Genomic DNA, 14,122 nt, shown 5'->3' with positions numbered 1-14,122 from the left:
TGGATGAGGCCTCCGAGCTGCTGTTGCCCCAAAACGCTCTGTTTATCCGCTTTTAAGTACCTGTTAAAATTTCGATGGGCTTATTGGAGAATCACCTTGCCCGTTGTTCGAACGAATAGAGCTTATTAATCCTTAATTTGGCAGTGGTATTCAGTAAAGGGGAGCTTCATTTCTCTATGTAATGACGCTTCTCATATATTAAAAAGGAATATGGATCGTTATGGACATGACCTAACCAAAATCCTTTTTATGAAATTTAGAAGCCCTATCCTTTTTTTGATTGCTTTATTTCTGTTCGCTTGCTCTAAAAGCAGTGATAACGATGAAGTTGTAGTCGATCCGGTAATAGAAGCCGAACTAGTCCATTACATATATGAAATCGACACGGTCAATAAAACCTTTACTTGGGATTACGAGGTCAAATTCAGGAACGTTTCGGAGGTCGATGCCTCAGGATTTGCTGTTGTTTACCATAGAGATGTAGTAGGGGATTTCACATTTCAAAATACGCATCCAGATGGAGCGCAATGTTTTACTATTAAGGCAGGTGAGGAATGTATCTACTCTTTTTATGAATCAGCAGAGTACGATGCCGATCTCATGGAGCCAGGTAAAAACGTCGAATTTGAAAGAGGTGAGTACTTTTTTGAGGAATAAATATTTAGATGAGTATTCACTTTAACAAAGTTTGGGCCATTCGTGGCTGCGTGAGATGACAGGTATTTTTACAATTGCCGATTTTTCAGCCACAAGTAGTCCAATTTACATCAAACGTTGGCATAATCGAGTGATAAGCTTTTTATTCCAGCTTTAGGTTCTCTCTTTTTTCCTCATCGTATGCCATTACTCTTTTATAACAGTTATCTCTTTTGGCTTAGACGACGCTCGTTTTCTTCCACGGCCTTCCTTTTAATGGTTTCCACCAAAGCAGAATCCATAATGTAGTGGGAAGCAAAGCGGAAATTTTAACGTAAATCAGCGAAGTTATTTGAAACATTATCGAAATCTAGGAAAATCGTTGCAGAATGTGCAATAGGCTGTTTGCAGATGACAGTAGTGGTGAGAAAAGTTTTATTACTGTGGTCAGCTTACGGACAAATCATATTTCTGGACTGGACTTGATTTATTTAGGCGACCAAGAAAGGAATAAAAAGCATTTGATTTGTTGTGCCTATTTTATGGCAATCGCACAAAATAGGCCCCCGGTTTTTCGGAAGCCCTACGAGTATTAGTGATCGCGGCAGGATTACCCTCGGTTTTCCTTTGTCATCGATGTTGCAAATAGGGAACCGCGAGGCTGTCGCCTTCGGTTTTGAGTTCCAAACCGCTTACAAAAGCTTTGGCTTTTGACGCTTTTGAAACACAAAACCACGCTTTCGCGTGGTTCCCTGAGTGTCGTGATCGCGGCAGGATTCGAACCTGCGACCGTCTGCTTAGAAGGCAACGGATTTATGGTTTTATATATTCCAAAAAATATTTAAAAGTACTGGTAATCAATGATTTAAAAATCATATGGATTCATATAAAACCATATAATACCCCATTTTGAGTGCAAATTGAGTGCAAATTTTTCGTATCTTCAAAAAATGAAAACCAACCTTACACTTTCAATAGATACGAGACGCAAACGAAAAGATGGCATGTGCCCCATTATTTTCAGATTGAGCCACCATCGAAAAACAATTGCCATTTCAACCGGATTTGCCGTTCCGCCAGAATACTGGAATGCGAAGAATCGCGAAGTCAAGAGAACCTATAAAGGTGTTTCGTCAGTACCTCGTTTGAACAATATGCTGACCAAAAAGAAAACCGAACTAAGGGACGACATTAATTTGTTGGAGGAGAACAAACAGTTACAAGGTCTAGGTATAACCGATTTGAAACGCATGCTAACCAAATCCACCAGAAAGATTTCCTTCTTCGAATATACGCAAGAACTCATTGATGAAATGGAAGAAGCCAACCGTTTTGGTAATGCCAGGGCTTATAAGAGCGCATTGGGAGCATTAAAGAATTTTCATGGTAAGAAGAGTTTACGGTTTGAGGAATTGAATTATTCTTATCTCAAAAAATTTGAAACGGCCCATCTCAAGAAAGGGAATAGTCTGAATGGGCTATCGACGTATATGAGAACCATTAGGGCCATTTATAACAAAGCGATTCATCAGGAAATTGTATCGGCCGACAACTATCCGTTTAGGAAGTATAAGATAAAATCCCAACCTACTGCAAAAAGGGCGATTAGCAAGGATAAGATTAAACGCATTCTTGGTTTGCAATTGGAATCGGACAGCCCGTTATTTCACACACGCAACTATTTTATGTGTTCCTATTTGATGAACGGTATCTCATTTATCGATATGGCTTTTTTAAAAGTGGGTAATATTATCGATGGTCGCATTCAATACCGCAGACAAAAGACGGCTAGACCTTATGACATAAAAATAACGCAGCAATTATCTTCAATCTTGGACTACTATTTAAAAGATAAGGGAAAAGAAGATTTCATTTTCCCAATAGTACGAAGGGAGGATATCCAAGACCAATACTATGACGTGCAATGGGAACGCAAACGTTACAACAAACGCCTGAAAGAAATTGCCGAACTGTGTGATATTGAGGAGAAACTAACAAGCTATGTCAGCCGTCATTCGATGGCTACGAATCTTATCCTTAGTGATGTGCCAATCAATGCCTTGAGTAAAATGCTTGGGCACAGTAAACTTCAGACCACGGAGATTTACATCAAAAATCTACCAACGCATATTATGGATGAGTATCAAGAGCGGTTGGAAATTTAAACTTTTCAAAACATCATATTAAACCTCGGAAAGTTAAATTACCTTATTACAAATGAGTTTGTATCGGATTTAGAAGTTATTAGATAAGGTTTCAATTGGCGCGGTTTGGACCGAAACGACCGGCACAAGGCCTCCGAAATCAGTGGCACTATCCGAACCGAAATATCCACGGGTCATGGCGTTTTCAAAGCTGATAGTTCTATACGTTTGCCCATCGCGCGAGTCAGTAGAGGCGTCGGCGGATTGGGCAATTCCTGCATTAATAAAAAGAAAGGCAGAAAGTAGGGTACAGACGTGCTGTTTTATCATCGTTCATTTGAACTTTGGCAAGCGTCTGGTTGGTAATACATAACGGAAAACGTCCCCGGTCCTTTTCTGCCGTAACCCGAGGTTAGCAAATAAGCAGGGATTTCCGCTGGGAAATCCGCCGCAATAGATCATGGGGTTCTGTAGCCCAAGGTTTTTATATGTTTTTCATTATTCCTATTCCAAGGTGTAGCGACTTGATCTTAAAATCGGAATCTTTGAATACCCTCGACATGCCGTTGTTGTAATCGATCTTCAACTGCAGGGCAAATTTTCGGCCTAAATTATATTCCATTCCCCCCGCGATTTTGAGCCCGGTTATGAACGAAAGGGATCCTGCTCCATAGTCAAGTTCGTCCAAGGGGAAAATATTGTTAAGACCCGCCTCCACAAACCATCGGATTCTATTTGGCGGGAAGTAGTATTTAAAGGTTACCGGCACCGAGATGAAACCAAAGGAGACATCCTCCGGGATCGGCGGTACCTCAAAGTCGCACACGTCGCAGAAATATGTTCCCGTGAAATCCTTATTTGAATATTCGATTGCTCCGGTAATCGCGAGGTTGCTTTTCAATCCGTACTCCAGGCCCAGGCCGACCCTGTAGTTCACTTGTTCGTAATCGGCGGTAAAACCAGTGTACCGACCAAAAGCAACTCTTTCCGAGCTTATGTTTTTTACAGGACCGGCAGATAGTCCGATCCTGAATTTGTTCGTAATATCCTGTGCCCGGACTACGGAAATGCAAAGCAAAAGTATGGCGGTCGTTGATGAAATTCGAATTCTCATTCTCAAAAGGTTATGTGACCAAGTTATATGGCCCGAGAAGGGACAATAACCGGTATGGCCATGTTCGTTCCGATCTGATCGATGGGGACGGGAAATGGTTATTCCGATGGTGTAAACGCCCGGCCTTTATAGGTAGGGTTTATTTTCGGTCATGGAACGGTAGATCTACCCGAATCCCGTTTTTCCAGAAGCAGGGCGTATATTCGACGGGTACGCGACCGACAGATCCCGAAACATAAATATCATCCCCGTCGACGAATATACCATAGGCCTGTGCATCCTCCTCAAGTTCGACGAGCTCTTCGTTCTTCCAGTAACACGCAGTATGGCCCGTACTGTTCGACCCATCTTTATTGATCAGGCCGACCGCGTAAACGTCCGTGCCGGATTTGGTTACCTGCCATACTTCCCCGTACCTTGTATCGAGTACTATCGGTTCGGTGTTCTTCCAGTATGCCGGCAAGGATCCCCGGCTCCCGACATAGAATTCGTTAGGGCCTTCAACATGAACGTTACTGGTGCCTTGAAAAAAGGCCTCCTCCGATGGCAGGGGCAGTTCCAGCAACGCTGGACCTCCGTTCCAGATAAAGGGAGTGACAGGAGAAAGTGCATCCCCGGCCTCCGTTTTTACGATTTTACCGAAATAGCCTGCGTAATAGGGAGCTCCCTCCAAAAAGGATAACGAGGACACCGTCCCGATGGCTATAGTGTCCAATGTTATTATCGAGTCGTTTTTATAGAAGAAATTTTGCCCGCCGCGAAACAGGCTTCCCTGATCGAACCGATATTTCTGGTTTTCGCCTTTAAGATCTTTATAGGAATAAACGGTTCGATAGCTCTCATCCACCGACTCCCGAAAAACGGTGCCGTTGTCCACCGATTCAATGAATTCGGATCGGTCTATGGAGATAGAGTCCGCCCAATATCGTGTGCTGAAATGGCCGCTATTGTTCGCGTAACCTGTAATCAACAACTTACCGCTATCGATAAAGATGGATTGGGCACTGGCCAGGGAATATGATGTTGTTCCCGGCCCAATCCCGTTCGGATCAATTCTGTCCTTTGTGCAACCGCTCAAAAACAGTAACCCCAAAAGCAAAAAAAAGCTGGTTCCTCCGGCCGTTTTCGATTTTTCGCATATCAGTTCTTTCATATTCATATCGTCCTTTCTTCAAGGATGCGGTACATGCAAAAAGGTTGCTTCAAATCGACGAGGAATTTTGAAATCCTATATTTAGACTTCTATAGGACATTGACATTTCGCCAAGCAAAATATAATCTGAACCTTTCAATTCATAATCCAATAATGAAAAGGATAATCCATCCGATGATGCTCTAGTTACGAGCTCATCCATATTTTCCCGCTGAATCTTTACATTATACAAACCAGCCCGCTCAGGGTGATTATCTTCTAGATCATGATAATTCAAATTAACTTTTTCATTGTTAATTTGAACTTTGTAAATGGACACCTTATCCTCTCACCAAGAAAATGATGATATAAATTAATTGTCAGTTTAGATAAAGAATTGTATAATCTAGTTATCTGATTTTTCCAATAGGTTGGTATACACTTTTTTCATCACTTTTGTTTTACCTTTATCCTCAGCTACGGCAGAAGTTGTGAACATCATCACTCCGCTAGATTCATCTGCCAGTCCACCTTTGAGAACAATTTCAAATTCCTCATTGGAAATGACCCCTGGGTTGTTATATGCTTGAACGATAGGCCATACTTTTGGATAAGAACCCTTTTTAATATTCAGTCGATTACTAAACCACTGTATATTCTCTTTTACCCAATCTGGCTCTCGTCCCATTCTCCCGTGGTATACCATAGGAGAAAATACATCGATAGTTTCTTTCAATAAATTATAGTCGAGTCCCAGTATACGACGTCTTGCACCATTGAATTCCTGATCATCCCATGGACAATGATAAAGTCCAAGGAGCGCCTTTGGTCTGATTTCATTGATAATGCTTTTTATTTCATAGGTCCAATCATAGATCACCTTGCATCGCCAATTACGCCATGATTCATCATGGTTGTTGAGAATCCATGATGCCTTCTCTGAGGTCATTCCGTCCGGGATTTCAATCCCGGAATCTTTTGAAAAACCATCAAGACAATGATTACAAAAACAGGTTTCGGGCAAGATGGGTTCAGGTTCTTCAAACTGGGCATGCCAATGTACATAGTCCATCCAAACACCATCCAGTTCATACTCCAGAAGTAAATTCCGCAACTGGCTAAAACGATACTGACGGAAGCCGGGTTCGGTAGGACAAACCCCCATAAACCAGGACGCAGCTTGTACTTTTTCGCCTTTTTCGTTGATCGCCCAAGCTTCAGGGTGTGTTTCTACATAATTTTTACCATTTAAGGTAGCAAATTCAGCATAAACCATTACACCCTCAGATCTGGCCCTGTTAATCATATCATGGTTGATTGATCCGCTATGGACAAAAATAGCATTGACCCCGAGCTTGTTAAGATTGAATCCTTTATCCCAGAAAGGTTTGGGGTTACCATAAACACCCCTTATTTCAGAGGTTTCAGCGGATTTTTGGTCGCAGGATATAAATAGTAAGGGCCATAGAGTAGCGTAAAGCAAAATATATCTAGAACAGAATTTTATAATAGAATTCATGTTGATCTATGCTATCGTTTAATTGAACTTTTGAGTTGCGGGATTTCCCCCCCTCTACCGGTTTCAAAACTATCGTTTATTCAGACTTTATATCAATTCGGTTTTGAGGGAAGCTCATCCCAATACCAGTATCACTTATTAGGTATGGCTGGTTATAGTTTTTTAAAGTATCCACCCCACCAAGTACATATTGCTAGATCACGCTCCTGACTTTAGCTTTGCCCAAAAATAGATAAAATGAGCAAGGAACAGGAAATGTTCGCCCTGATCGATGAATTTGAGAACGGCGTCCTTAGCGGGAAGGATTTCTGTAGGGCCAAGGGCCTTGTACCCTCCACCTTTTATTACTGGAAGAAAAAGAAGGCCCGGATAGATACCGGCAGTAGCACAGGGTTTGTAACTATAGGCCCAAACCCTTTGATGGATGGAAATCTGGAACTTATATATCCAAATGGGATCCGGCTACGGCTGGGGGCCTCACAGTTCACTTTGATCGGCAAACTCCTCAGGCTTTACTGATGTTTGCCTTAAGTTCGTTCCATACGTACCACTTTTATCCCAGGCCCTGTGATATGCGAAAATCGTTCAATGGCCTAAGCGGGCTTGTCAACAATGAGCTGGGCAGGGAACCTACCAGTGGCGATGTGTTCATTTTTTTAAACCGTAACCGTACCCATCTTAAATTATTGCACTGGGAGGCCGGTGGATTCGTATTGTACTATAAACGCCTGGAACAGGGCAGTTTTACCCCTCCTGTCCTTAAAGGCAACAATCCCGGTATGACCTGGTCGGAACTGGTGCTTATGGTAGAAGGGCTGCAGGTAAAAAAGGCCCATCAAAAACTGAGGTACCCACGGTGAAAAAAGAAGCAAAAGACTAGTAAAAACAGGGGTTTACAGTAGGTTTAAAAGAGCGGTTTTCGTATCTTTAAGCTATGCAAGAAGCCTTGGAAAACCTTACTAGAGAAGAGATTTTGGCACTCCTTGACAAGGAGACCGGAAGAAGGGCGAAAGCAGAAAAAGAAAATACCGATCTCAGGTTCCAGCTCGCCTATTACAAACGCCTGGCCCTTGGCCAAAAAAGGGAACGCTTCGAAGGTGATAAAAACCAGTTGGGCCTTCCCTTTGAGATGGAGCCGCAAAAGGCGGAAGAACAAGAAGAGGTATTAAAGGAAAAACTTACCTACGAGCGCCGCAAAAGAACTTCCACCCATAAAGGACGGGTAGCCCTTCCCGGGCATCTTCCCGTAGAAGAGATCGAGATCTATCCGAGCGAAGATATTACCGATATGGTCTGTATCGGCAAAGAAGTCACCGATGAGCTGGAATACGAGCCTGCCAGATACTATATCAAACGCTACATCCGCTATAAGTATGCCCCTAAAAGTAAAGAAGGGGTAATCATAGGGGAACTGCCCGGGCGGGTGATCGAAAAAGGCATTCCCGGGGCCGGGCTCCTGGCCTCCGTTCTGGTCGATAAGTATGAGGACCACCTTCCGCTCTACCGGCAACTGCAACGCTTTAAAAGAGCGGATATCCCCATTGCATCCTCCACCCTGGAAGGCTGGACCAGGCAGAGCCTTAAAATACTGGATATTCTGTACCAACACCTTTTGGAGGATACCAGGTCAAAGGGGTATCTCCAAGCGGACGAGTCCCCGATAAAAGTAATCGACAGGAACAAAAAAGGCACCACCCATCAGGGGTACTATTGGGTGTACCATAACCCTATCGATGGGACCGTACTCTTCGATTACCAGCGTGGGCGTAGCCGTGGGGCTGCCGATTATGTGCTGGCCGATTTTAAAGGCTACCTCCAAAGTGACGGGTATGCGGCATATGACAGAATAGGCAAACGTGAGGGGGTTACCCACCTGAACTGCTGGGCGCATGCCCTAAGGGAATTCGATAGGGCCCTGGACAACGATAAAGAGCGCGCCGAACAAGCTTTGACCTTTATCCAAAAACTCTATGCCGTGGAAGCCCGTGCAAGGGAACAGAAGTTGACCCCGGAGCAGCGTAAAACCCTGCGCCTGGAAAAAGCGCTGCCCGTAATCAATGAATTCGGGAAATGGATGTCCCGGCAGATGGAGCACCGGTCGATCCTTCCCAAGAGTCCTATCGGGAAAGCCTTCCGGTATTCCATGGATCGATGGGACCGGCTCAGCGCCTATCTCTATGACGGCATTCTGGAAATCGATAACAATTTAATAGAAAATGCCATTAGAAAATTGGCACTGGGGCGTAAAAACTACCTGTTCGCAGGTTCTGATGATGCAGCCCAACGTGGTGCAATTATGTATTCCTTCTTTGCGATCTGCAAAAAACACGGGGTAAACCCATATGAATGGCTCAAGTACACCCTGGAGAACATAATGTCCATCAACCATAGGGACATCCGCAACCTGTACCCCCAGAATTACAAGAAATTACGGCAAGAACAACAGGGCTGATCGACCTCACAACAAATCCGTACTGAAAATCATACTAAGTTACAAGATGTAGTTAGTGGGCTGGATACTTTTTAAAAAGGTATATCATATTTGTCTTTAACAAAATCTTTAAAATCATTACGATTTGCAAATAGTTTTCTTATTAAAGGATTTTTACCAAGCTTTTCCACAAAATCACTCAAGTGTGGCTCGTCTACAATGTCATACTCATTAAGTCCTTTTCCACTATTATAAGTTTTCACATATTGGTCAACGATACCTTCAATATCCTTATTAGTCCATAAATCATTGACTCTTTCCTTCAAACTTCTCTGACTTTCCACTATTTCTTCGAGTAATTCTCTGTCAGACCTTATATGATTTTCGGCTACTTGATTGGGAGCAACTTCTAAAATTTCTATGATTTTGGCTTCCAATTTCGGATAAAAAATTTCAAAAACATCTTCTAAAGATTTTTCATTTAATGATTTTCCTCCTTTATTTTCTTTAATTCTGGAATTAATAGTCTTTAATAATCTGAGTAACTCATCTTTCTGAAATCTCGTGTGTTGAAAAGAAGATAATGGTCCCGTAATTTCCGTCGGTGAAGATATATCTGTCAAAAATGTACAAACATAGGAATCTGAAGATTTTGAAATTGCACCAGCCTCAAATAATATCCAAGGTGCATTAAGATTTTCTCTTGTCAAACAAATTATTCCAACTTTTGATTCCTCAAGTCTGTCAGATATCTCTTTCGACCATTTTTTACCTTTTTCTATAGAGGTTGAAATCCATGGTTCAGTTGATTGAATTACTTGTTCTAGCCACTCGCTTAATGATTCAGCAATAAGTTTACTCTTATTTCCTGACCAACTTAAGAATATTTTCATAGATTCGGTTTATTTCAAGTTACAACCAACAATTGCATAAGACCGCAGTTACACTTATTTCTATTTTAAAAGTTTCGTTTATTTGACCTCCTCCCCCCAATTTTGGTGTCGGTCTTAAATAGAGAATCCGGGCTATTTTGTTTAATTATGAAAGTCCTTCATTTAATTGAACTAACGTATTAATTAAAAGGAATTTAAAGGTCGTAAAACCATTTCAAATCACTTACGGATAGGCATGAAGTTATCCCGAATAATTAACAAATCGATGAAGTGCAGGAATTGATCGATGAATGTAGGTAAAGTCTTGTATTTCTCTGCTTATGGGTTTTATTCTAGAAAAATATTGTCGCGGACATAGTCCCAGTTCATCCAGAAACACTGTTTGGTAAAACTTGTCTCACCAGTTCTTTTATCCTTGACCGGTAGTGGATTAGTGTCCATTGAATCGCTGCCATGTGGTCTGACATGTCCGACTGGACTCTCGGTCTTTTTTGGAAAATTGTTCAATCTGATAATTTTCCCGTTTTTGTACTTCCTGAAACCCTTGATTATTTCACCGTCCTGAACAACCTTTTTGGTCCTGAGCCATATTGTTCGCATTTCGTTCCTGTCGGTATATGACATATTCCAGAATTTCACTTTGTTAAATCTATATTCCCCCTCATGCGACTTGAAGAAAAGGAACAGAAATTTTTGCTCGATTTTATCCTTTAGCTTACTGTCGGTCCAGCTTTCGTTGTATATTTCTTCAAAGCTGAAGGCAGGAAAGGAAACGGACTCACGTATACGGTTATTGGTTTCGACCCTTACGGTCTTGATCTCAATTTCGGCTTTTTCGAATTCCTCGATTTCCTTGTCCAATCCGATACCCAACATCCCTTTGGTCAGCAGGGCAAAATAACTTTTCGACCGTCGCTTGATTTCGAGACCTAATTGCAGCTCTATTTCGCGGGCTGATTTACCATAGAAAGGTTCGAACATCGAGCGTATGGTTTCCTCGATAGAAGCGGAAACTTCCAATATTTCCGGTCTAGCAATAATTCTACCGTATATCTCATCTTCTTCCCGGGAAATATTGGCTATTATATGGTTGACATAGCCCTGTTTCAGGGAGTAGGCGCGCTGTTTGGCCTTTTTATTGCTAAACGGCTGTTCCCTGAACGATTTAAGGGCTGTGGACCCTTTGGTGCACGCACCTAAATAAAAGGTATCGCCTTCCGAAATCTCGTGGGCCTTGCCGGACTTTATTTTGTCATTTATTGTTTTCCAGTCGTGACGAATTATTTCAAGATCAATTTCGGGATAGTTCCATTCTTCTATCAGTTTCAATTTGTAGTCCAATAGGTCGGTGTCCGGTTCGTGCAGATAGAAAATTAATAGTAACCTGGCGTTCTTCTTCCAAAGGGCACTGGTCTCGAACTCCTCCTTGTATACCTCCAAGTAATTAATAATGTTCAGGACCAATCTTTCCTTGGCTGCCAATCCTCCTCTCTTTAACCTTTTGAGCGGACTGGTTTTAAGTTCGAGTCCGGCTATCTTGAAATCAGGCTCCGAAACGGAATTAGGCTCATAACCGAAGTAGTATTTCTCGATTATCTGTCCAAGGTTCCCCTTGCCACCGATACCGTGTTCCTCGATCATACTGTCGCAACAGTCGCGTAGCGTCCGGTCCTTGAGTTTTTTGGCAAAAGAAATGATGGATTCTGCGGAAGTGACATCATACATACTCCGGGGAATTGACTTCCTCGTAGAGGTATTCGCCCAACCTTTCCACTATATCCACAACAAGTGCATTTCCCATGAAAAACGCCCGTTTGGCATCCGTAATCCCATCCATTTTTGTATGGTCTTCCGGAAAGGTGTTCAGCCTTTCCAATTCAAGAGGGGTCAACCTTCTCAGGCCGTTTTCAGTACCGATTACGTGCTTGAAGCGTGATGGTGATTTTCCGCCTTCCCCGGTAACTATGGTTCTGGACGGCCTATCGAGGGAGTCGGGATATACCATACCGCCCTCTGAATACTTATAGGTAAACCCTTGCGGCGATTTACGTTCTATTGTCTTGGAACCTTTAAGGTACTGCCACTTCTCCTCGTCCTTCGGGTCAATGTAAAAATCCGGAGGTACATCCTCTTCCAGTACATCGCCCAACAATGTCCTGGGCCCGTCGTAACTCGGTTCGGTCTTTATTGTAAGTACCTGTCCGTCCAGCATCAGACCGGAGTTCAGGAAAGGTGAACGTTTACCGTTCATGTTGAAGCTTTCGGAGATCTTCAAAAGGTCTGGGTTCAGTTCCAACCTGTTGCTGACCGTCTCGCTCTCCGAGACCGGAAAGGCCTTTGCCATTGTACCGGTTTGGATAAGCCAGTCCGGACCGTCAGATCGTGACATTTTTTCGTAAATGTCCGTCGAACGGTGGTAACCTAAAATAAAGACCCTCCGACGCCTTTGCGGCATACCGTATTCGGCGGCGTTTATCACCCGCCATTCCACGGCGTAGCCCAATTGGTTCAAGCTCTGTAACATAATGGCGAAATCCCTGCCCCTCTGTTTGGCGGGTGACTTGAGCAGCCGATCGACGTTCTCCAGAATCAGGTATTTCGGCCTGTTTTTCTTTTCTTGCAGAATCCTGTGGATGGACCACCATAGTACTCCTTTTTTTCCCTTGAGCCCTTTAGAACTGTTCAAGGTCGTGGCCACCGAATAATCCTGACAGGGAAATCCGCCGACCAGAACGTCGTGGTCCGGAATAGAGTCCGTGGGAACTGTCGCTATATCCTCGCTGGAGTGGTTTTCCGCACCAAAGCGTGCGACGTACACCTTTGATGCATGTTGCATCTTGGTTGAAGGTTCCCACTGGTTGCTCCAGACCACCTCATATCCGCTTTTTTCAAGTCCCAGCCGGAATCCACCGACACCCGCGAAAAGTTCCGCAACTTTTAGTTTTTCTTTCATGAATATTACTGTTGTTCCGTTACATTATGAGTTCTTATCTGGCCTGATAGGCCCAGTACTCTCAAATATTATAATATGTTGTCCTCAAAATATCCAATCTTTGGCATATTTCCGGGACGGCAAGTTTCTTCGTTTATATAAACAATATCTAAAATCTAATTCAGATTGTCCAACATCTTGTTGGACTTTTTAGATGGTTTATTTTCATACCACGATTTATCCTTTTTCCTTAAATTAATTGTGTCATCACTGATGACACAATCCTAAAATTTTATTGGTCAAGGCGCATTTTCGATAGGCGTTCTCTAGCTTCAATCAAAGCGTTGTGCAATTTTGCTTCCAATTTATCTTTTGCGGGCAGCTCTGTCCAGTATTCTGCGACCATGATACCATGCTTTCCCATTTCTAAAAGTTCAACCTGCTCGTTACTTTTCTCTGCACATAAAATCAGGCCGATCGGGTGCTCCTCCCCTTCCTGTCTCTCATATCGGTTGAGCCATTTGAGATAAAGTTCCATCTGTCCCTTGTGGGCCGCCTTAAAATGCTCAAGTTTAAGCTCAATTGCGACCAGACGTTTCAGTTTTCTATGGTAAAACAGAAGGTCCAGATGAAAATCGATTCCATCAATAATCATCCTTTTTTGACGTTCTACAAATGCGAACCCTTTTCCCAGTTCAAGAATGAAAAGTTCCAGTTCCTTGATTATGGCGGATTCAAGGTCTTTTTCCTGATAACCGTCCTTTACACCTAAAAAATCCAATAGGTAGGGGTCTTTGAAAGAAGCGCTGACTTTATTCGATTCAAGCATTATTTGGCTTTGGGCAATTTCTTTCCTCTCGTAAGCTTTTCGATCAATCTGGTATTGAAGTTGTCTTGTGCTCCATCCCTCTTCGGCGGTTTTTACCGCATAGAAGTGGCGCTTATCATCGTTTTTGATTGGCAAAAGAACTATGAAATGGGTCCAGCTCAATTGTGTCATCAGTGATGACACAATTTCCAACTTGGGGAAAACTTTGGAGAACTGCATCATGCGTCTTAGGTTGCGCAACTCAAAACTTTTTCCAAAATGTTCGACCAACTGTTCAGATAGCGACGCCACTATTTCACCGGCATACTCCGCCCGCTCTTCTTCCAGAATATGAGTATTTATCTTGGAACCGACCTGCCAATATATTAGTGTAAGGGTTCCGTTTATCTGGGCTGTCACCCTTTTCTTGCCATGCTCTATAGTCTTGGCAAGTTCAAGGAACAGTGAATTTGAGATTTCTTTTTTCATGGCTTTTATAGCACAGTTGTGCTA

Annotated in this window: 13 protein-coding genes; 5 read left to right on the top strand and 8 right to left on the bottom strand. The window is 42.8% G+C overall.

The window, feature by feature from the left end; all coding sequences use genetic code 11:
• The first annotated feature begins 249 nt into the window (after nt 1-249).
• Together RQM65_RS06415 and RQM65_RS06410 are read left to right on the top strand one after the other, a co-directional pair.
• Complete coding sequence (locus RQM65_RS06415; RefSeq protein ID WP_314013531.1) at nt 250-657, top strand: hypothetical protein; 408 nt, start codon at nt 250-252, stop codon at nt 655-657.
• Nucleotides 658-1,586: 929 nt separating this feature from the next.
• On the top strand, nt 1,587-2,801 hold the full coding sequence (locus tag RQM65_RS06410) for a site-specific integrase (protein ID WP_314013530.1): 1,215 nt from the start codon (nt 1,587-1,589) through the stop codon (nt 2,799-2,801).
• A gap of 69 nt (nt 2,802-2,870) precedes the next feature.
• On the opposite strand, the gene RQM65_RS06405 is transcribed toward RQM65_RS06410, so the two are convergent.
• The 4 genes from RQM65_RS06405 to RQM65_RS06390 all read right to left on the bottom strand — a co-directional run bounded on the left by RQM65_RS06405 (nt 2,871) and on the right by RQM65_RS06390 (nt 6,545).
• Entirely contained in the window at nt 2,871-3,110 is a 240-nt protein-coding gene (locus tag RQM65_RS06405) for a hypothetical protein (protein WP_314013528.1), read from the bottom strand.
• 154 nt (nt 3,111-3,264) lie between these two features.
• Entirely contained in the window at nt 3,265-3,894 is a 630-nt protein-coding gene (locus RQM65_RS06400) for an outer membrane beta-barrel protein (RefSeq protein WP_314013526.1), read from the bottom strand.
• Between the two features lie 139 nt (nt 3,895-4,033).
• Complete coding sequence (locus tag RQM65_RS06395; RefSeq protein ID WP_314013525.1) at nt 4,034-5,047, bottom strand: hypothetical protein; 1,014 nt, start codon at nt 5,045-5,047, stop codon at nt 4,034-4,036.
• A 385-nt stretch (nt 5,048-5,432) separates the two neighbouring features.
• Entirely contained in the window at nt 5,433-6,545 is a 1,113-nt protein-coding gene (locus RQM65_RS06390; RefSeq protein ID WP_314013523.1) for a hypothetical protein, read from the bottom strand.
• A gap of 237 nt (nt 6,546-6,782) precedes the next feature.
• On the opposite strand from RQM65_RS06390, the gene tnpA reads away from it, so the two are divergent.
• The 3 genes from tnpA to tnpC all read left to right on the top strand — a co-directional run bounded on the left by tnpA (nt 6,783) and on the right by tnpC (nt 8,997).
• Nucleotides 6,783-7,064: an IS66 family insertion sequence element accessory protein TnpA gene (tnpA, locus tag RQM65_RS06385; RefSeq protein ID WP_314012698.1), complete on the top strand. Its 282-nt coding sequence runs from the start codon at nt 6,783-6,785 to the stop codon at nt 7,062-7,064.
• The gene (gene tnpB / locus RQM65_RS06380) at nt 7,064-7,405 is read left to right on the top strand and encodes an IS66 family insertion sequence element accessory protein TnpB (protein ID WP_314012699.1); all 342 of its coding nucleotides are present in this window, start codon (nt 7,064-7,066) and stop codon (nt 7,403-7,405) included. The genes tnpA and tnpB overlap by 1 nt, the downstream gene beginning before the upstream one ends.
• Before the next feature lie 74 nt (nt 7,406-7,479).
• Nucleotides 7,480-8,997, top strand: a complete 1,518-nt coding sequence (gene tnpC, locus RQM65_RS06375; protein ID WP_314013521.1) for an IS66 family transposase — start codon at nt 7,480-7,482, stop codon at nt 8,995-8,997.
• A 71-nt stretch (nt 8,998-9,068) separates the two neighbouring features.
• Here the strand turns inward: tnpC and RQM65_RS06370 are convergent, their stop codons facing one another.
• The 4 genes from RQM65_RS06370 to RQM65_RS06355 all read right to left on the bottom strand — a co-directional run bounded on the left by RQM65_RS06370 (nt 9,069) and on the right by RQM65_RS06355 (nt 14,098).
• Nucleotides 9,069-9,869, bottom strand: a complete 801-nt coding sequence (locus RQM65_RS06370) for a TIR domain-containing protein (RefSeq protein WP_314013519.1) — start codon at nt 9,867-9,869, stop codon at nt 9,069-9,071.
• A gap of 327 nt (nt 9,870-10,196) precedes the next feature.
• Nucleotides 10,197-11,594: a Sau3AI family type II restriction endonuclease gene (locus RQM65_RS06365; protein WP_314013517.1), complete on the bottom strand. Its 1,398-nt coding sequence runs from the start codon at nt 11,592-11,594 to the stop codon at nt 10,197-10,199.
• Nucleotides 11,587-12,822 (bottom strand): DNA (cytosine-5-)-methyltransferase, encoded by a 1,236-nt coding sequence (gene dcm, locus RQM65_RS06360; protein WP_314013516.1) that lies wholly within the window; start codon nt 12,820-12,822, stop codon nt 11,587-11,589. Before dcm ends, RQM65_RS06365 begins: the two co-directional genes overlap by 8 nt.
• A gap of 271 nt (nt 12,823-13,093) precedes the next feature.
• Nucleotides 13,094-14,098 carry a PDDEXK nuclease domain-containing protein gene (locus RQM65_RS06355; RefSeq protein ID WP_314013515.1) on the bottom strand — a complete coding sequence of 335 codons (1,005 nt, stop codon included), beginning with the start codon at nt 14,096-14,098 and terminating at the stop codon, nt 13,094-13,096.
• Between the last annotated feature and the right edge of the window lie 24 nt (nt 14,099-14,122).

Source organism: Pricia mediterranea (assembly GCF_032248455.1).
GTDB classification, from domain to species: domain Bacteria; phylum Bacteroidota; class Bacteroidia; order Flavobacteriales; family Flavobacteriaceae; genus Pricia; species Pricia mediterranea.
Note: the sequence above shows the minus strand (reverse complement) of the source record. Positions and strands in the feature narration are given on the sequence as shown.